Annotated in this window: 16 protein-coding genes; 12 read left to right on the top strand and 4 right to left on the bottom strand. The window is 57.3% G+C overall.

Annotation, left to right across the window (positions count from 1 at the left end; genetic code table 11):
• Window positions 1–13: 13 nt before the first annotated feature.
• From DSM117340_RS04620 to DSM117340_RS04650, 7 genes are all read left to right on the top strand, one after another.
• Window positions 14–784: a SapC family protein gene (locus DSM117340_RS04620; RefSeq protein ID WP_089888245.1), complete on the top strand. Its 771-nt coding sequence runs from the start codon at window positions 14–16 to the stop codon at window positions 782–784.
• 6 nt (window positions 785–790) lie between these two features.
• Entirely contained in the window at window positions 791–2,152 is a 1,362-nt protein-coding gene (locus tag DSM117340_RS04625) for a TolC family protein (RefSeq protein ID WP_271437083.1), read from the top strand.
• A 9-nt stretch (window positions 2,153–2,161) separates the two neighbouring features.
• Window positions 2,162–4,276 (top strand): type I secretion system permease/ATPase, encoded by a 2,115-nt coding sequence (locus DSM117340_RS04630; protein ID WP_089888249.1) that lies wholly within the window; start codon window positions 2,162–2,164, stop codon window positions 4,274–4,276.
• Window positions 4,269–5,567: an HlyD family type I secretion periplasmic adaptor subunit gene (locus tag DSM117340_RS04635; RefSeq protein WP_089888251.1), complete on the top strand. Its 1,299-nt coding sequence runs from the start codon at window positions 4,269–4,271 to the stop codon at window positions 5,565–5,567. The genes DSM117340_RS04630 and DSM117340_RS04635 overlap by 8 nt, the downstream gene beginning before the upstream one ends.
• Window positions 5,568–5,658: 91 nt before the next feature.
• Entirely contained in the window at window positions 5,659–6,705 is a 1,047-nt protein-coding gene (dusA, locus tag DSM117340_RS04640; RefSeq protein WP_271437081.1) for a tRNA dihydrouridine(20/20a) synthase DusA, read from the top strand.
• A gap of 10 nt (window positions 6,706–6,715) precedes the next feature.
• A complete protein-coding gene (locus DSM117340_RS04645; RefSeq protein ID WP_089889009.1) occupies window positions 6,716–7,534 on the top strand; it encodes a sulfite exporter TauE/SafE family protein in 819 nt (272 codons plus the stop codon).
• A 23-nt stretch (window positions 7,535–7,557) separates the two neighbouring features.
• Window positions 7,558–8,295 carry a hypothetical protein gene (locus DSM117340_RS04650; RefSeq protein ID WP_245724357.1) on the top strand — a complete coding sequence of 246 codons (738 nt, stop codon included), beginning with the start codon at window positions 7,558–7,560 and terminating at the stop codon, window positions 8,293–8,295.
• Between the two features lie 225 nt (window positions 8,296–8,520).
• Here the strand turns inward: DSM117340_RS04650 and DSM117340_RS04655 are convergent, their stop codons facing one another.
• From DSM117340_RS04655 to ccmI, 3 genes are read right to left on the bottom strand one after another with little or no spacing between them, the layout of a single operon-like run.
• Window positions 8,521–8,757, bottom strand: coding sequence for a DUF1289 domain-containing protein (locus DSM117340_RS04655; protein ID WP_089888255.1), 237 nt, complete (start codon window positions 8,755–8,757; stop codon window positions 8,521–8,523).
• A 1-nt stretch (window position 8,758) separates the two neighbouring features.
• On the bottom strand, window positions 8,759–9,232 hold the full coding sequence (gene ruvX / locus DSM117340_RS04660; protein ID WP_089888256.1) for a Holliday junction resolvase RuvX: 474 nt from the start codon (window positions 9,230–9,232) through the stop codon (window positions 8,759–8,761).
• The gene (gene ccmI, locus DSM117340_RS04665) at window positions 9,229–10,464 is read right to left on the bottom strand and encodes a c-type cytochrome biogenesis protein CcmI (protein WP_089888258.1); all 1,236 of its coding nucleotides are present in this window, start codon (window positions 10,462–10,464) and stop codon (window positions 9,229–9,231) included. Before ccmI ends, ruvX begins: the two co-directional genes overlap by 4 nt.
• Window positions 10,465–10,623: 159 nt before the next feature.
• Between ccmI and DSM117340_RS04670 the strand changes: the two genes are divergently transcribed.
• The 5 genes from DSM117340_RS04670 to DSM117340_RS04690 all read left to right on the top strand — a co-directional run bounded on the left by DSM117340_RS04670 (window position 10,624) and on the right by DSM117340_RS04690 (window position 16,685).
• Window positions 10,624–11,871: a sarcosine oxidase subunit beta family protein gene (locus DSM117340_RS04670; protein WP_089888259.1), complete on the top strand. Its 1,248-nt coding sequence runs from the start codon at window positions 10,624–10,626 to the stop codon at window positions 11,869–11,871.
• A 12-nt stretch (window positions 11,872–11,883) separates the two neighbouring features.
• Complete coding sequence (locus DSM117340_RS04675; RefSeq protein ID WP_089888261.1) at window positions 11,884–12,213, top strand: sarcosine oxidase subunit delta; 330 nt, start codon at window positions 11,884–11,886, stop codon at window positions 12,211–12,213.
• Complete coding sequence (locus tag DSM117340_RS04680; protein ID WP_089889012.1) at window positions 12,210–15,221, top strand: sarcosine oxidase subunit alpha family protein; 3,012 nt, start codon at window positions 12,210–12,212, stop codon at window positions 15,219–15,221. Before DSM117340_RS04675 ends, DSM117340_RS04680 begins: the two co-directional genes overlap by 4 nt.
• A complete protein-coding gene (locus tag DSM117340_RS04685; RefSeq protein ID WP_089888263.1) occupies window positions 15,214–15,774 on the top strand; it encodes a sarcosine oxidase subunit gamma family protein in 561 nt (186 codons plus the stop codon). The genes DSM117340_RS04680 and DSM117340_RS04685 overlap by 8 nt, the downstream gene beginning before the upstream one ends.
• A 113-nt stretch (window positions 15,775–15,887) precedes the next feature.
• On the top strand, window positions 15,888–16,685 hold the full coding sequence (locus tag DSM117340_RS04690; protein ID WP_089888265.1) for a gamma-glutamyl-gamma-aminobutyrate hydrolase family protein: 798 nt from the start codon (window positions 15,888–15,890) through the stop codon (window positions 16,683–16,685).
• Between the two features lie 141 nt (window positions 16,686–16,826).
• On the opposite strand, the gene kynU is transcribed toward DSM117340_RS04690, so the two are convergent.
• Window positions 16,827–18,020, bottom strand: a complete 1,194-nt coding sequence (gene kynU, locus DSM117340_RS04695) for a kynureninase (protein WP_089888266.1) — start codon at window positions 18,018–18,020, stop codon at window positions 16,827–16,829.
• Between the last annotated feature and the right edge of the window lie 81 nt (window positions 18,021–18,101).

Genomic DNA, 18,101 nt, shown 5'->3' on the forward strand with positions numbered 1-18,101 from the left:
CGGGGCGGCGGAGATGTCATTTGATGCGCACCCGCCGCGCCCTATTGCTTTGAACGCGGATTTGCTTGCAAACAAAACGTGGCGCGCGCCGTCAGACTTAAGCTTTGTGCAGAGTTTGAGAGAAGTTCAGATCGGGGCGAATGAGGCTGCGCGCGTTGGGCGCAGCTATAGCTGGTCTTTCAAGCGGGATGGCGCGGGCTGGGCGCTTGTTGTGCCCTTAACAGATGCGGTGCAAAAGCAGATGTGCAGTCTTGAGCGCCAAGAGGCCGCCTTGGGGCTGCCTTTTTTGCTGAGGCTGTATCCTTTTACTCTTGTGAAACAGAAGGGGCGCGCGTGCTTGGCTGTTTGGGACACTATGATCAGACAGGCTGATCAAGGGCAGAGCTTTTTTGAGGGTAAGAATCTGACACCACCTGTTGCCAAAGTGAGTGAGCACTTCACAAGCTTTGGGGCAGATCTGGGCTTGGCATCGCGCCTAGCAGGAGCCTTGGAGGCGGCGGGCCTACTTGCTCCAGCAGCGCAGAGCCAGCTTGGTTACTATGAGATCGATGAAGCCATACTTATGTCTTTACCTGACCAAACGATTGTAAATCTCCACAAAATCGGGGCACTTGGGTTAGCTTATTCGCAACTTTTTTCGTTGCACAGTAAGGCTGTTGCAAAGTCACAAAGCACGCAAGCTGTGCGCCCCGAGGCTTTTGGTCATAGCGACGGTTTTTTGTCGTCGATTGCGCGAGATATCGAGGCAGATATCCCCGCCTTAGAAGTTGATTTTGAGGGTTAAACCATCATGAAACGTGCGGCACTTATTTGCCTTTTGGCAATGGCTGGCTGTGAGGCAGGTCAAAGTGGGGGCGAGGCGCGCCTTGCACTCGGCTCAGAAACGCTGCCTAAAACACGCGGAGACGGTGACACAAGCGGTGCTGCTGTTGGAGCGCGGACAGACCGCTCGCTTGCGCAAACGAGCTTTGCCGCCTTGATTCAGCAAGGCGTCACAACAGGACCGCTCTCAAAGGCAGCTGGGTCTGCTATCCTTGATGCAAGCGCGCAAATAGAAATTGAGAAAAGCGCTTTGCGGCCCCAGATCAGCGCCGAGGGGTCAGTTATCTCTAGTGGCACATCTGTGCCTGTATTACGCCTCAACCAGATTATATATGATGGGGGGCGCACAGAAGCGCGTGTAGCTTTACGACAAACCGAAGCCGAGCGCGTCTATCAGTCTGAAGTGGCAAGCTTGAGTGCGCGGACTTTTCAGGCCGTTGAAACTGTTATTGATTTTGAGCGGGATAAAGCCCTGCTTTCGCAAGCCAAGCAAAATGCGGCTCAGATTGAGGGGCTTGTCGTGCTGATTGAACAGCGTTTTGATGCAGGGGCCGGCTCAATAGCAGATGTGCTTTCAGCCAAGGGCCGTTTGTCAAATGCACAGTCAGACGTTGCGCAAGCGATCACCAATTTAGCCTCGTCAAAAGCCGTTTGGGTCGAGGTATTTGGAGGGCCGCCCAAGCAAAGCTTGAGCATTCCAACTGCGCCACAGCTGCGCCTGACCGATGAGGGATTTGCCCTTCAAAACAGTCCGAGACTCCGTGAGCTTGCGCTTGTTCTTGAGACGCGCGAGCAAGAACTTGGCTTGAGTGCGCGCGCGCGCGTCCCGACGGTCTCTGCAATTTTGGAGACTGATTTTAATCAGGGAACCTTCTCTAACGGAGTGCAAGCACGGCTTGGTGTGAACTTTCCGATTTATAGAGGGGGGCTGGAGAATGCTTCAGAAGCCAGTGCAAAGGCGCGGCGGGATCAGGCATTGGCGGCCTTTGATAGCTTAAAACGTGAGCTGACGCGCAGTTTGAGCCAGGCAAGGGCGGAGACAGACTCTATTCAGACACGGCTCTCCGCCACAAAGCGGGCTGTGGCGCTCAATGAGCAGGCTTTGGTGACATCAAAAGGCCAGTTTGAGCTGGGAAAAGGGAATTTTACACAAATTGTCGAGGCCGTGCGTGAGCTCGACGTGGCCCAAGAGCGCTATATCCGTCAAAAGAGCGAGGCTCGCCGCGCCGAGTATGCCATTTTGGCAGTGACGGGTGATATTTTGGATGCTCTCGGTATTTTGGCCCCGCTGCGACCCGTTGGGCTTGATGATAGTAAAGAGCAAGGGTGAGGCATTATTATGATGCAAAACACCCTGCAGAAAAGCCTGATCTTTTTAACGGAAAAGCTTGAGCATAAGTTAAGCCAAGCTGATTTATTACGCGTGTTCCACGGGGAAACGGAAGCTTACGGTGTTGAAGACGCCGTTCATGCGCTGGTGGCAGCAGGTTTTTCCGCAGAGTTTGGTACGGGTAATCCAACACAGCTTGATCCTGTTCTATTTCCGCTTATTTGCCTAAATGCGCAGGGGGCCGCCTTTGTTGTCCTGTCTAAGAGTGACGCTGGCGCCTTTAGGGTGGTTGATTTTGCAGAGGGGCCTAAAGAGCAGATTTGGCAAAGCGGTGACGCTCGGCTTGAGGCCGCGTCCTATGTGCTGCGCGTGAGTCGAAACCGGCAATGGCAGGCAGGCAAAACGCCCGAAAACGGACATTGGTTTTGGGGGGCGTTCCAAGGCCTGCGAAGTGTATATTTTCAGATTATTCTCGCGGCGGCTGTGGCAAATGTGCTGGGGCTGACCTCCTCTCTTTTTACGATGGTTGTTTATGACAGGGTTTTGCCGAATGAGGCGATTGACAGCCTTCTTGCGTTGACCTTTGGCGTTGGATTTGCGCTTGGATTTGATTTCCTTATCAAGTCCTTGCGGATCAGATTTATTGATGCGGCGGGTAAATATGCCGACGAGAAAATGGCAGAACGGCTGTTCAATCATCTCTTGGCTTTAAAGATGCGCGCTCGCACTGGCTCCAACGGGCAGATGGCCTCGATCATGCGCGATTTTGAGGTTGTGCGCGAGTTTTTCACTTCGGCGTCGTTGACAGCTTTGGTTGATTTCCCGTTTCTGGCGCTGTTTGTCACTGTGATTTACATGATCGGTGGGCCGCTGGCGATTGTGCCTTTGGTGGCTGTTCCTGTTGTGTTGATCGCGGGGCTGATTGTTCAGCCTTTTTTGCGCAAATATGCCGCAGAAGCGAGCAGTGATGGGCAGACGAAACAATCAATTTTAATGGAAACCCTCTCGGGTATGGAAACGCTCAAGACGACAGGTGCGGAACCCGTGATGCGAGCGAGGTGGCGTGCGGCTGTTAAAAACCAATCGGAAAGTGGCGGTAAGGGACGGCTTCTGGCGCAGGGTACAGTGAATTTTACCCAGCTTGTGCAGCAAGTTGCTCAGATCGGGATTGTGTTTTACGGTGTCTTTCTGATCCGCGATGGTGTCGTCTCTATGGGTGCACTGATCGCCTGTGTGATTTTGACGGGCAAAACACTCGCGCCTTTGGGGCAGATTTCACAGATATTAACGCGTCTCAATCAATCGATCGTCGCCTATCGCCAGATTGACCAGATGATGAAGTTAGAAGGCGAGCGCAAGACGGGGCGTCGCTATTTGAGCCGCGATCGTATTGAGGGCCATGTGGCGTTTCAGAATGTGAGTTTTGCCTATGATCCTGAGCTCGGGTCTGTGCTGAACGGGCTTAACCTGGAGATCAAGCCGGGTGAAAAAGTTGCCATCATGGGGCCTGTCGGGTCTGGAAAAAGCACATTGGCGCGGCTGATCCTTGGGCTTTTTGAGCCAGATGACGGCGCTGTCATGCTAGACGGTCTTGATGCGAGGGCGGTTGATCCTGCGGACCGGACGCGCAACATCGGGGCTGTTTTGCAAGAGTGCTGGCTTTTTTCGGGCACGCTGCGCGACAATATCGTGGCGGGACGATTTGGCGTAAGTGATGACGAGGTGGCCGAAAAGGCCAAGCTCTCTTTGGCGGCAGCTATGGCAGCGCGCCATCCACACGGATTTGACATGGCGGTGCGCGAGGGGGGGATGGGCGTTTCTGGCGGGCAGCGACAAGCCATCGCAATTGCACGCAGTTTGATTGGCGATCCGCCCACATTGATCATGGATGAGCCAACCTCAAGCATGGATGTGCAAACAGAAGCCAGGGTTATTGAAAATATAAAGTCCTGGGCCACTGACCAGCGGACCTTAATTGTTGTGACGCATCGCACCAGCCTGTTGGCGTTGGTGGATCGGGTGATTGTTTTGAAAGATGGAAAAGTCAGCTTTGATGGCAACAAAAGCGAAATGATGGCGCGTGCACGCCGCCCAGAGAACAAAGAAGCGCTCGCCAATGTCTAATGCTGAATTTGATAGAATTGCCCGAGACCTGCGAGGCCGCTCAGGCCGGACTGGGACCTATCTTTTGTTTGCGGTGGGTTTGGTTTTGATGAGTGTGGGCTATTGGGCGCATCTCACGGAGATAGACGATGTGACACGTGCTGACGCGCGCGTTGTTCCGAGCCAATTGGTGCAGGTCGTGCAAGCTGCTGAAACCGGCACAATCACCGAGATTGGTGTGAAGGTGGGCGATATTGTAGAGCCGGGTGATGTAATTATGCGGCTTGATCCGACCTTGCTGCACTCTGAGTTGAATACAGCACAGGCGGATGCTGCTGCGCTTTTCATCCGTCAGAACCGTTTGAAGTCACAGATTTCAGGCACTGATTTCAATATGATAACAGAGCCTGAGACACAGGATATTTTGGATGCGGAACACCAACTGTTTTTGTCTCTTCAAGAGCAGTTGTTTGCGGATCTACTGGTTTTGGAAGCGCGGCGCGACATCAAGATGGCTGAGATTAAGGGCGCTGAAGTGGGGCGCGACGTTGCAGAAGAAAACATTGCGCTCTTGCTGGAGGAAATAAAGGTTGTAGAACCTCTTGTTGAAAAGCGGATTGAGAGCCCGCTTGCTCTTATTTCGTTGCGGCGCCAATTTGCTGAGCTGAACGGGCGCCTCAGAGAGACGGAAACGCAAATTGTTATGGCGCAAACCGCTGTAACAGAAATTGAAAGTCAGATTGTTGCGCGCAAGCGAGACCAGCTCACCAAAGCGCATCAGGAATTGACCGAGGTTCATGCGCGTTTGGCATCGCTTGAAACACGCATTCCGGCTTTGCAAACACGCTTGAAACGCGCAGAGATACGCAGCCCGACACGCGGGATTGTAAACCAGGTATTATTTGCCACCCTAGGGGGAGTTGCCCAGCAGGGCCAGACTGTCGCAGAGATCGTTCCTTTTGGCGATACGGTGACTGTGGAGGCTTTTGTAGACCCTGCGGATATTGCCTTTATCCGCCCGAACCAAGAGGTGAAGGTGCGTATTACGGCCTATGATGCGTCGCGCTATGGCGCTCTGGATGGAGCTGTAACACGTATTGGGGCGGACACTGTGGAGGCCCCTGACGGGGAGCGCAGCGTATATGTGGTTGAAATAAGGTTGCAAGGAACGCTGACGGACGCGGATGGAGTGGAGCTTGAGATTATTCCCGGCATGATTGCTCAGGTGGATATGCTATCACAGAAGAAGACTGTGCTGGCTTATTTGACACAACCGGTGGTGCGCATCAAAGACCGAGCCTTTCGCGACTGAGGCTGCCCCGTTTACGTTTCGGACATGATGGCCTAAACGGACGTTTGAGCCGAACCACTTGGGAAGGTCGGCGCAGAGCCTCGGGTGCCTGATGATGCAAAAAAGTAAAAATATCAATGTCAAAGCAAAGCCTGTGACCCAAGCTGCGCGACTCTCCGTTGCGCCTATGATGGATTGGACGGACAGGCATTGTCGTTTTCTGCATCGGCTCCTCTCGCGGGAGACTTTGCTTTATACTGAGATGGTCACGTCACCCGCTTTGGTGCGGGGGCGGGCGTTTCATTTGCTGGCGCATAGCCCTGCGGAGCACCCTGTCGCTTTGCAGTTGGGTGGCTCTGACCCTGTAGAGCTTGCTGAAGCGGCGCGGATTGGGGCTGCGGCAGGGTATGACGAGATCAACCTCAATGTCGGCTGCCCGTCTGATCGGGTCCAGTCAGGGACCTTTGGAGCGGTGTTGATGCGTCAGCCTGAGCTTGTGGCGGAGTGTTGCGCGGCTATGCAGGCTGTTGTGGAGGTGCCGGTGACGGTCAAGTGCCGCATCGGTGTTGATGATCAAGAGCCAAAAGAGGTCTTGCCAGCCTTTCTGGAGACTGTGTCTGGCGCGGGTGTCAGTCGGTTTAGTATTCATGCGCGTAAGGCTTGGCTTAAGGGGCTTTCGCCCAAAGAAAATCGCGATATCCCGCCACTTGATTATCCTCTTGTCTATGAAATGAAACAGAATTTTCAGCATCTACATCTTTCTTTGAATGGTGGTGTGACGAGTTTGAAAGAAGCGGTGGCGCATCTTGAAATGGGGATGGATGGCGTCATGATTGGGCGCTCTGCCTACCACCAGCCTTGGGATATTCTGGGCGATGCCGATGCCCTTATTTTTGCCAAGCAAAACCCTTTTGCCGATCCTGTTGAGGGCGTCGAAGCGATGTTGCCTTATGTTGAGGAGCATTTGAGCGAAGGGGGCAAGCTTGGCCAGATCAGCAAGCATATGCTTGGTCTCTTTGCGGGACAGCCTGGGGCGCGGCTTTGGAGGCGGGTGCTCTCGGAAGGGGCGCACAAAGAGGGCGCTGGCGTGGCTTTGATCAAAGAAGCGCTGGACGCGGTGCGCGTGGCGCGCGAGGGTGCGCTTGAGGCGCAAAAATAGGGACGGAATGATGCCAGAAACAGGTTTGTTACTTCAGATGCTGGTGATGCTGTTGGCCATCGGGGCCTTTGCAGGGGTGCTCGCAGGGCTCTTGGGTGTGGGTGGTGGTATCATCCTTGTGCCAGCGTTTTTCTATGCATTTCAGGTGCTTGGGTATGATGGGCCGCAGCTAATGCAGGTCTGCTTGGCCACATCTCTTGCGACGATTGTCGTCACCTCGGTGCGCTCGGTTCTGAGCCACAATAAGAAGGGTGCTGTGGATTGGGAGATCTTGCGCTCTTGGGCCATCGGGATTGGTATCGGGGCCGTCTTCGGGATGCTGCTTGCCTCATCATTGCGCTCAATAACGTTGCAGGCGATTTTCGGCTGCCTTGGTGTTGTGATTGGGCTTTACATGGGCTTTGGGCGCAGCGAGTGGCGTCTCGGGCAGGAGATGCCGAAGGGGCTAAAACGTGCGGTGCTTTCGCCAACGGTTGGGTTTCTTTCGGTGTTGATGGGCATTGGCGGAGGCAGTTTTGGGGTTCCGTTGATGAGCTTGTTCAATGTGCCTATTCACCGTGCTGTGGCGACGGCGGCGGGCTTTGGCGTGATTATCGCTGTGCCTGCGGTCATTGGCTTTCTCTTTGTCAGCATTGATGGCGCGCCGCCTTATACAGTGGGCGCTGTGAACCTTGTTGCCTTTGCGGTGATCGTGTCGATGACAATGATAACCGCGCCTTACGGGGTGAAGCTTGCACATGCGATGGACCCAAAGCCGCTCAAGCGTGTGTTTGCTGTCTTTTTAACCTTGGTTGCCTTGAACATGCTTCGTAAGGCACTGGGATATTGAGAGAATACCTTGAAAGAGGTTGGTTGAATTTTCCACATGATGACCGACTTCTGAACTGGGTCGGATCTGTGTCTGCGCCTGCTTGGACCGCTGTTGATGCCCCTGAAAATGCTCATTGGCATCAATGCGAGGGCACCTGGTTTGTCGGGGTAGACGCTTTGCCCAGCAATGGCATGGGCGCCGTTGAGGCCGGCATGGTGCTTGGCGGGACGGCCTATGAGTTTGCGACACATCTGTTTGGCTCCTTGGCGCTGCATCCTGCGCAGCTTTCGGTGATCTATCCTGGTTACCCTAAGCCTCGCGTGGGAGAGAGCGAAGCGGCGGGTCGATATCGGGCCAAACGCGATGCGGCGCATTTGGATGGGTTGAAAATGGAGCTGCCTGAGCGGCAGAGGCGGATGGGGGAGTATCATGCGTGGGTGCTGGGGGTTCCGTTAAGCGAGAGTGCGGCGAGCCCTTTGGTTGTCTGGGAGGGGAGCCACCTCAAGCTTGCGGCGATGTTGAGGGCGGCCTTTGAGGGCGTGCCTGAGGCCGAGTGGCATAGGGTTGATCTTACTGCGGCCTACACAGCGGTCCGCTCGGAGATTTTTGAGACATGTCAGAGGGTTGAGGTGCGTGCAGCCGTTGGTGAGGCCTATCTTGTGCACCGTTTTGCTCTGCATGGTGTTGCGCCTTGGAGCGGGGCTGAAACCGCGCCGCGCATGATTGCCTATTTCCGTCCAGAGCTGACCGATCGGCGGCGCTGGCTGGAAGCGGATTAAGCCGACCCTAAGGCTGCGTGCCATATGGTTAAGGCGCTCAAAACACGCTGATTCTAGGGGGGTGATATGCGTGCACAACGCGTGCACACCCCGTGCACCGCCCTTAGCGGTAAATGTTAAGCAAAATTAACTTAATGCGGCGCACGGTGCGGCTGCAAATTTCGGATATTGAAGGCAACAAGAGGCGGTGAGCAGGCTGCGACGCATGCGGTTGTCCTGTCGTGTTCAGCGGTTGAGACGGGCGGCGCGGCCACCGCGGCGGCCTGTGGGGGCCGCTTCGCGGGCTGGAAGTTCGGCCATGATGGCGCGGCGCTCTTCGGGAGACATGCGCGACCAACGTCCAATCTCGTCAATCGAACGAGCGCAGCCTGTGCAGAGCCGCGTTTCGGGGTGCACCACACAGATCTGGATGCAGGGGCTGTCGATCTCGGCGCGTTGCCAGACTTTGGAGTTTTCGCTCATATCACTCTGCCTTCATATGCCCGAGACGGTCGAGCAGCCCTTGAAGGATATAGGAGGCAGCGACATGGTCGATCACCTCTGCGCGACGTTTTCGGGTCGTATCCGCCTCAAGCAGGGCTTTTTCTGCGGCAACCGTGGAGAGACGCTCATCCCAATAGGTGATCGGAAGGTCCGTCATGCGCGTGAGGGAGCGGGCAAAAGCGCGGGTCGATTGACAGCGCGCGCCTTCAGTTCCGTCCATGTTGCGCGGCAGACCGAGCACGAGCCCAGCGATGTTGCGCTCGGTGGCCACGGCGAGCATGGCCGTGGCGTCGGGGGTGAACTTTTTGCGGCGGATGGTTTCCAGCGGGCTTGCAGAGCTTCGGAAGGTATCAGACACGGCAAGGCCGATGGTCTTGTCGCCAAGATCAAGGCCCATGAGCGCCCCGTAAGCGGGCAGGGCGGCAACAAACTCTTGGGGGGTTTCGCAGATCACTGGTCGACCCCTGCGCGCGCCGCACCGCGACGGACCGTTTCAAGGGCGTCAGGCGTGTCTGCAAAGCGCTGTTGTGCCTCTAGCCAGATCGCGCGGGCGCGGCCCTCATCGCCCAAAGAGCCATAGGCGCTGATCAGGCGCGCCCATTCTTCGGGGGTTCCGCCTTCTGTGGCGAGGCGGTCATTGAGGCGCTGGACCATGCTTTGGACCATTTCTTGGCGCTCTTCTGGCGTCATTTCGCCTGCGTTCTCAATGTCTTGAACCGTTGGTCCAGGCATGTCTGTTGCCATTTCGCTCGGTGCGGGCTGGGTGTACTCGACGCCTGCGAGCCAAGCGATATCATCAATGCTTTGGCGGATCGGGGCGATCCATGGAGCCTCTTCGGGGCCTTCGTTGAGCAGCTGTGACCAGAGACCAAAGGCGCGGTCGGGGCGGTCGTTTTGGAGCCACATCTGACCAAGGAAGTAGCGCGCGACGGGGTCTGTACGGTCCGCGCGCAGGGCGCGGCGCAATGCGGCCTCGGCTTCGGGAGAGACGTAGCCATCCGCTTCTGTGATATACATTTGCGCCATGGTCACGAAGTCACTTGCGCCCACTGCCTCGCCTTTGAGGCGGATAACAGCACTTTGAGCGGCACGCGCAGCGGCGTAGTTGCCAAGGCGGGCTTCACTCTGGGCCAGGAACTGCTGGCCTTGAAGCTCGTCTGGACGGCTCGCCACGGCTTCGCGCAGGCGCTCAACCAGTTCAAGATAGCCCGCCTCTTGTTGCGGGGCGTTGCGCACTGGCAGGCGGGCAAGAAAGGCCTCGTGGCTGCTGCGGCTGCTGTACAGGTCTTGGGAGGCTTGCAGGCGCGCCTTGTGAGGCAGATCGCCAAGGCCAGGCGTGCCAAGCTGTGTGTAGATGGCAACGCCACCCCCTGTGAGGATGAGGGCGATTGTAGCGGCGATGACGATGGTCAGGGCGCGCGGCTGCTGGCTTGAGACATCGGCAATGGCCAGCTGGGCATCGGCGGCCAGAACACGGCGGCCCACTTCGGTGCGGATGCGCTCGGCATCGGCCTCATTGATCACGCCGCGGGCAAGATCACGTTCCACTTCTTTGAGCTGGTCGCGGTAAATGCGCAGGTCATAGGCGGCGGGGTGCTCGGCTTCGGCGCGACGGGTGAGCAGCGCGAGGGCGAAGAGAGCGGCGATGAGCAGGGCCAGAGCGGCGGAGATTATCCAGAATAACATGAGCGGTATTTAGGGCGGCGGGGGGCGACTGGGAAGGGGAAATCGGATGCGCGCGCGATGATGTCGCAATTGTGAGGGATTGTGGCGCAATGCTGGGTGGATGCGGAGCGCTTTTGGGGCAGACAGGATGCAAGCATCTAACACGATTGGATTCGAGCCATGAGACGGTATTCTGCATTTGCTGTGGCACGCGAGGCTGCGCGCTTTCATACAGGTTGGGAGCGCGCGTGGCGTTCACCGCAGCCCAAGAAAAAATACGATGTGATCATCGTGGGCGCGGGCGGCCATGGGCTGGCCACGGCTTTCTATCTTGGCAAGAACTTTGGGATCACCAATGTGGCGATCATCGAGAAGGGCTGGCTTGGCGGCGGCAACACAGGCCGCAACACCACGATCATTCGTTCCAATTATCTGCAGGACCCATCAGCGGCGCTTTATGAAAAGGCGCGTTCCCTGTATGAAACGATGTCTCAGGATCTGAACTACAACGTCATGTTCTCCCCTAGAGGCGTGATCATGCTGGCGCAGACCGAGCATGAGGTGCGCGGCTACAAGCGTACGGCGCATGCCAATATGTTGCAGGGCGTTGAGACACGCTTCATCGGGCCAGAAGAAGTGAAAAAGCTGGTGCCGATCATTTCGCTCGAGGGGCCACGCTATCCTGTCCTTGGTGGCTTGTATCAGGCGCGCGGCGGCACAGGGCGGCACGATGCTGTGGCTTGGGGTTATGCGCGGGCCTGCTCGGATATGGGCATGGATATCATCCAGCAGTGCGAAGTGACGGGTGTGCGCTCATCGGGCGGCAAAGTCACGGGTGTGGACACCACGAAGGGTGCGATTGATTGCGACAAGCTTGGCCTTGTTGTTGCGGGGAACTCGGGCGCGCTGGCGAATATGGCGGGCTTCAGGCTTCCGATGGAATCTGTTGCGCTTCAGGCGCTTGTGTCTGAGCCGATCAAGCCATGCATGGATGTGGTTGTTATGGCCAACACGGTGCACGGCTATATGAGCCAGTCCGACAAGGGCGAGATGGTCATTGGCGGCGGCACGGACGGGTTTAACAACTATACACAGCGCGGCTCGTTCCATCATATCGAGGAGACGGTGCGCGCGCTTGTGGAGACCTTCCCGATGGTTTCGCGTCTGAAGATGCTGCGCCAGTGGGGCGGGATTGTGGACGTCACTGGCGACCGCTCACCCGTGATAGGCAAGACGCCGCTGGGCAACTGCTTTATCAACGCGGGCTGGGGCACGGGGGGCTTTAAGGCCATTCCGGGCGGCGGCTGGGCGACTGCGGAGCTGATTGCCAAGGGCGAGCCTGGGCCGCTGTCTGCGGAGTTTGGTATGGAGCGCTTTATTGAAGGCCGCTTTATTGATGAATCTGTTGCCGCTGGCGTGGCACATTAAGGAGGATATGAGATGCTTATCCTTGAATGCCCCTATTGCGGGATCAAAGGCGAAGAGACGGAGTTTCACGCGGGAGGCGAGGCGCATTTGAAGCGTTTTGGGCCTGGCTCGTCAGATGAAGACTTCGAGACATATTTGTTTATGCGCGAAAACCCCAAGGGGGTGCATCTGGAGCGCTGGCGCCATGCAAACGGCTGTGGCAAGTGGTTTCACGCGGCGCGCTGCACGATGACGCTCGAAGTGTTTGGGACGTATAGCGCTCAGTCGTTTGAGCCGCCCAAAGAGATTAAAGACATCCTGACGGCCAAGCGCCCGGGATGGAGCTGGAGGAACTTCAAATGAGCACACGTCTCACGCACGGCGGACGCCGTATTGACCGCTCAAAGCCTGTTACTTTTTCCTTCAATGGCAAGAGCCTGAAGGGCTTTCAGGGCGACACGCTGGCCTCAGCGCTTCTGGCCAATGACCAGATGATGATGGGCCGTTCGTTCAAGTATCACCGCCCACGCGGTGTTGTGGCGTCGGGCGCGGAAGAGCCGAACGCTTTGATGAACATGGGTGAGGGCGGCAAGTTTGAGCCCAACCAACGGGCCACGACCACGGAAGTCTTTGATGGGCTGGCCGCCAAATCCCAGAACCACTGGCCAAACCTTGAGTTTGACATCGGGGTGATCAACAACTCTTTTGCACGCTTCTTGCCTGCTGGGTTTTATTACAAGACGTTCCTCTTCCCGCGGTTCGCATGGAAGCACATTTATGAGCCGTTTATCCGCCAGTCAGCGGGCCTTGGCCAAGCGCCCAAGGCACGCGATGCTGATACATATGAGCACTTCTATTTCTTTGCGGATGTCGCAGTTATCGGCGGCGGACTTGCAGGCTTGCAAGCGGCCAAGACCGCGGCTCTCTCAGGTGCGAAAGTGCTTCTCATGGAGCAAGATCCGTTTTGGGGTGGGCGCGCGGCTGTCGATGGCGGCGAACTCGATGGCGCACCTGCGGGTGAGTATGTCGCACGCCTTGTGGCCGAGCTTGAAGCTATGGAAAACGTCACGCTGCGCACGCGGATGATGGGAGCAGGGGTTTACGACCACGGCTACCTTCTCGGCTATGAGCGCCTGCGCGACCATGCGCCAGAGCTGGAAGGGCCACGCCATCGCCTTTGGAAAATCCGTGCGAGCCAGATCATCACGGCGTCTGGTGCGATTGAGCGGCCTCTCAGCTTTGCGGGCAACGACATCCCTGGTGTGATGCTGGCAGGGGCTTTGCGCGACTATATCGCCGATTATGGTGTGAGCGCGGGCGACCGTGTGGTTGTTGTCACCAACAACGACGATGCATATAAAACAGCGATGGCTGTCAAGGCGGCTGGTCTTGATGTGCCTGTGATCCTTGACGCCCGCGCAGGCGGCGGCGGAGCGGCGGCAGACGCTGCTCGTGCAGCAGGCATCCGTGTGGAAAATGGCAAGGCGATTGCCAAAGTCACTGGCGGCAAGCGCGTCAAATCTGTCAAGATTTGTGCGCAGGCTGGCGAAGGTGGTGTGCTTGAGGAGATCGCTTGCGATGCGGTGGCTATGTCAGGCGGCTGGTCTCCTGTTGTGCACCTCTGGAGCCATTGCGGCGGCAAGCTTGTTTGGGATGAGGAGCACGCTATGTTCCGCCCTGACGAGACACGGCCGCCCTTGGGCGCAACAGGCGAGGGATTTGTTATCCCTGCAGGTGCGGCCAATGGTGTGATGGATATGGGTGTGGGTCTGGCTGATGCCGACCATGCGGGGCGCAAGGCTGTTGAGGCTCTTGGGCTGACGGCCAAAGCTGTCAAGTTGCCCGATTTTGAGCAGGCGGCAGAAGCGCCGCTTGAGCCTGTCTGGATGATGCCGCAAGGTGCGGGGCCAAAGCTTCGCATGAAGGCGTGGCTGGATTATCAGAACGATGTGAAGGTGTCTGATGTGCAGCTTGCCGCGCGTGAAGGCTACGAAAGTGTCGAGCACACCAAGCGTTATACCACGCTCGGCATGGCGACGGACCAGGGCAAGCTGAGCAACATCAATGGCTTGGCTGTCTTGTCGGAAACGCTCGGACAGGCGATCCCTGAGACGGGCACAACGACGTTCCGCCCGCCTTACACGCCGATCTCGATTGGCTCTATTGCGGGGGAAGCGCGCGGAGAGGTCTTCCAGCCTTTGCGTCGCACGCCGATGCATGACTGGCATGAGGCCAATGGCGCCTATTTTGAGCCAGTGGGTCAATGGCGGCGCGCCTATACCTATCAGCGCGCTGGCGAGAGCGTGCATGAGGCGGTGAACCGTGAGATTCTAGCAACCCGCGAGAGCCTTGGTTTGCTGGATGCGTCAACACTCGGCAAGCTGATCGTTAAGGGGCCTGACGCGGGCAAGTTCCTTGATATGCTTTACACCAATATGATGAGCACACTTAAGCCTGGCAAATGCCGTTATGGGCTTATGTGCTCTGAAAACGGCTTCTTGTCTGACGATGGTGTTGTTGTGCGGCTCGATGAGGAAACCTTCCTCTGCCACACCACGACGGGGGGCGCTGAGCGCATCCATGGCCATATGGAAGAGTGGCTTCAGACCGAATGGTGGGACTGGCAGGTTTATGTGACCAATGCGACCGAGCAATGGGCGCAGATCGGTGTTGTCGGGCCGAACTCACGCAAAGTGCTTGAGACGCTTGGAGGCGTTGATGTCTCTAAGGAGGCGCTTGGCTTTATGGAGTATACTTCAGGCAAGCTGGGTGGCTTTGATGCGCGGATTTTCCGGATCTCGTTTGCGGGGGAGCTGTCTTACGAAATTGCTGTGCCTGCCTCTCAGGGGCGCGCGCTTTGGGATGCGCTTTTTGAGGCGGGAGCCGAGTTTAACGCGACCGCTTATGGCACCGAAGCGATGCACGTGATGCGGGCCGAGAAGGGCTTTATCATGATTGGCGATGAGACCGACGGAACGATCATTCCGCAGGACTTGGGCCTGTCGTGGGCAATTTCCAAGAAGAAAGAAGACTTCCTTGGTAAGCGCGCACAGGAGCGTGCCTTTATGGCTGACCCCGAGCGCTGGCAACTTGTCGGGCTTGAGACAGTTGATGGCTCGGTTATTCCTGATGGGGCTTATGCTGTCTCTGAGGGGGAAAACGCCAACGGCCAGCGCAATGTGCAGGGGCGTGTGACCTCGACATATTTCTCGCCGACTTTGGGCAAAGGCATCGCTATGGGCCTGATCCACAAGGGGCCTGAGCGCATGGGCGAGACTGTGGACTTCCCCGGAACAGACGGGAAGACCTATACCGCAAAGATTGTGAGCGCGGTTTTCTATGACCCTGAAGGGGAGAAGCAAAATGTCTGATGTGAGAAGCGCCCTTGCTGGCGCGTCCTTTGAGGGGATTGCCTCGGTAAAAGAAGCGGGCTTGCGCGGGATGATCAGCTTTCGGGGTGATCTGTCCGCGAGCAAGGTGAAGGCTGCTTTGAAGGCCGTCAGTGGCGTTGATATGCCTGGCCAGCGCGGCTGTGTTGTCAACGGCCAGAGCGGTCTGGCGTGGATGAGCCCTGACGAAGTGCTTGTTATGGTCCCTCATGACGAGGCGGATGGCGCTGTCGAAAAGCTGAACAAAGCGCTGAAAGGCCAGCACTTTATGGCCGAGAATGTCTCCGATGCACGGGCTGTCTTTACGGTTTCGGGCAAGCATGCGCGTGAAGTGATCGCCAAGCTGGCCCCTGTGGACATGAGCGGCTTTCAGGCGGGCGAAATCCGCCGTACGCGGATTGCTCAAGTGGCGGCAGCTTTTTGGATGCATGAGGCTGACGCGCTGACTGTGGTCTGCTTCCGCTCGGGTGCGGAGTATATGTTTGGCACGCTCAAAATGGCCGCGCAGACGGGCAGCGAAGTCGGCGTTTACTAAAGCGTCACGGTGCTCAAAATTTACACAGGGCCCTCGCGGGATGCGGGGGCCTTTTGCTTGTCCTGCACAAGAGAGGCTTTTCTTAACTGAAATCCCGTATTACCTATGCGGCTATGAAACATGAAACGCCCAAGCGCCGCCCCGTTGTGGGGATCATCGGCAACCAGCATTTGATCAACGAAACCTACCTCACCCATGGGGGCGGGGTCATCAACACCGAGGCCGTGGCGCAGGTGGCGGGTTGTTTGCCGATGCTGATCGCTGCGGACCCGCGATTTGTTTCTGTTGAAGAGTTGATGGAGGTCTGCGACGGCTTTCTGCTCACGGGCGGGCGGCCCAATGTGCACCCTGAGGAATACGGCGAGGCCGAGACAGAGGCGCATGGCGAGTTTGACCGCGCGCGCGACGCGATTGTTCTACCTCTCGTGCGCGCCTGTGCGGAACGTGGCCAGCCGTTTTTTGGCATTTGCCGTGGCTTTCAGGAAGTGGCAGTGGCCTTTGGGTCAACGCTTCACCCCGAAATCCGTGATCTGCCTGGCCGCGACAATCACCGGATGCCGCCAGATGGAACTCTGGAGGAAAAATTCGAGCTGCGCCACGAGGTCCGCTTTGAGACCGGTGGGCGCTTTCACAGGCTTGTCGGCGCGGAGGCCGTGATGACCAATACGCTTCATGGCCAAGGTATTTGCAAGGCAGGTCCGCGGGTTGTGATTGAAGGCTATGCCCATGATGGCACGCCCGAGGCGATTTATATCAAAGACGCCAAGGGCTTTACGATGTCTGTGCAATGGCACCCTGAGTGGAACGCGGCCAACGACCCTGTGTCGCGCCCACTCTTTGAGGCTTTCGGCGCAGCCACACATGAGTGGGCCGAAGCCAAAGCTGCGAAACCACAGCTTTCCTCAGCATAACCTCTTATTTTTTATAGATATATTCCGCTGGTCCCGCGCAACAAGTTCTCTCTATCGGTCTAGGCGTTTGCTCTGCAAACAGCTTGGTGGGCTGGGGGCAAAGCCCCCAGATGGTCGGATTTTGCGAAGCAAAATTCGATATCAAGTGACAGCCGCGCGGGCGTGGTACTCAGGTTTGTCCCATAGTTTGCCCGTCATCACCTCCTCGATCACATCACAGGCGCGCAGAACATCGACCTCGTCGATGAAGAGTGGCGTAAAGCCAAAGCGCATGATGTCTGGCGCGCGGAAGTCGCCGATGACGCCGCGCGCAATCAGGGCTTGCATGGCGGCATAACCCTGTTCGAAACTGAAGGAAATCTGGCTGCCACGCGCCGCCGCATCGCGTGGGGAGGCCAACGTGAGCATTGGGCAGCGCCGCTCAACCTCTTCCAAAAAGAGTTGCGTCAGCTCTTGGGAGCGGGTGCGCAGATCACTCATATCCACGGTCGCCCAAGCGTCGAGGGCGGCCTCAAGGCTCGCCAGAGCAAGGATCGGGGGCGTTCCGACACGCATCCGCTCAATACCTGCGCCTGCGCGATAGGACAGGTCAAAGGCAAAGGGGGCATCATGGCCAAGCCAGCCTGAAAGTGCAGGACGGACCAGATTGGCGTGCTGGGGGGCAACATAAATAAAGGCTGGCGCGCCAGGGCCGCCGTTGAGGTATTTATAGGTGCAGCCAACGGCAAAGTCGGCACGCGCCTCTGAAAGTTTCCCGTCTGTTGCACCTGCGGTATGGGCCAGATCCCAGATTGTGAGTGCGCCGACGCTATGCGCCTTGGCGGTGAGGGCTTTCATGTCATGCAGGCGGCCTGTGCGGTAGTCGACTTCTGTGATCAGGGTTACGGCGACGTCCTCGGTGATGTTTTCCTCAACCTCTTCAGGCGCGACGATGCGCAGTTCGTGGCCTTGGCCGAGAGATTTGATGAGGCCTTCGGCCATGTAGAGATCAGAGGGGAAGTTGCCGCTGTCTGAGAGGATCACGCGGCGTTCTGGGCGCAGCTCAAGGGCGGAGGCCAGTGCCTGATAGACCTTGATGGAGAGCGTATCGCCCATGACGACATGGCCAGCCTCGGCCCCGATCAGCTTTGCCACGCGGTCGCCGACTTCGGTGGCTTTGGCCATCCAGCCTGCCTTATTCCAGCCCGTGATGAGCATTTCGCCCCATTCTTCTGTCATGGCTTTGGCCACGCGCGCAGGCGCTGCCTTGGGCAGGGGGCCGAGTGAGTTGCCATCCAGATAAATCATCCCGTCGGGAATGTGGAACATGGCTTTGGTGGCGGCGAAGTCGGTCATGATATGTCCTTTGGCGCGGGGGCATGGTATTGGGATGGTACACCTTACGTGGTGTTGCGCGGAGGGCAAGGCAGATAGGCA

The organism is Lentibacter algarum (assembly GCF_040580765.1).
Taxonomy (GTDB): domain Bacteria; phylum Pseudomonadota; class Alphaproteobacteria; order Rhodobacterales; family Rhodobacteraceae; genus Lentibacter; species Lentibacter algarum.

Excerpts from the sequence above, each read along its gene's own strand:
- DSM117340_RS04620 (WP_089888245.1), top strand. The coding sequence starts at position 14 with ATGTCATTTGATGCGCACCCGCCGCGCCCTATTGCTTTGAACGCGGAT.
- DSM117340_RS04625 (WP_271437083.1), top strand. The coding sequence starts at position 791 with ATGAAACGTGCGGCACTTATTTGCCTTTTGGCAATGGCTGGCTGTGAG.
- DSM117340_RS04630 (WP_089888249.1), top strand. The coding sequence starts at position 2,162 with ATGATGCAAAACACCCTGCAGAAAAGCCTGATCTTTTTAACGGAAAAG.
- DSM117340_RS04635 (WP_089888251.1), top strand. The coding sequence starts at position 4,269 with ATGTCTAATGCTGAATTTGATAGAATTGCCCGAGACCTGCGAGGCCGC.
- dusA (WP_271437081.1), top strand. The coding sequence starts at position 5,659 with ATGATGCAAAAAAGTAAAAATATCAATGTCAAAGCAAAGCCTGTGACC.
- DSM117340_RS04645 (WP_089889009.1), top strand. The coding sequence starts at position 6,716 with ATGCCAGAAACAGGTTTGTTACTTCAGATGCTGGTGATGCTGTTGGCC.
- DSM117340_RS04655 (WP_089888255.1), bottom strand. The coding sequence starts at position 8,757 with ATGAGCGAAAACTCCAAAGTCTGGCAACGCGCCGAGATCGACAGCCCC.
- ccmI (WP_089888258.1), bottom strand. The coding sequence starts at position 10,464 with ATGTTATTCTGGATAATCTCCGCCGCTCTGGCCCTGCTCATCGCCGCT.
- DSM117340_RS04670 (WP_089888259.1), top strand. The coding sequence starts at position 10,624 with ATGAGACGGTATTCTGCATTTGCTGTGGCACGCGAGGCTGCGCGCTTT.
- DSM117340_RS04675 (WP_089888261.1), top strand. The coding sequence starts at position 11,884 with ATGCTTATCCTTGAATGCCCCTATTGCGGGATCAAAGGCGAAGAGACG.
- DSM117340_RS04680 (WP_089889012.1), top strand. The coding sequence starts at position 12,210 with ATGAGCACACGTCTCACGCACGGCGGACGCCGTATTGACCGCTCAAAG.
- DSM117340_RS04685 (WP_089888263.1), top strand. The coding sequence starts at position 15,214 with ATGTCTGATGTGAGAAGCGCCCTTGCTGGCGCGTCCTTTGAGGGGATT.
- DSM117340_RS04690 (WP_089888265.1), top strand. The coding sequence starts at position 15,888 with ATGAAACATGAAACGCCCAAGCGCCGCCCCGTTGTGGGGATCATCGGC.
- kynU (WP_089888266.1), bottom strand. The coding sequence starts at position 18,020 with ATGACCGACTTCGCCGCCACCAAAGCCATGTTCCACATTCCCGACGGG.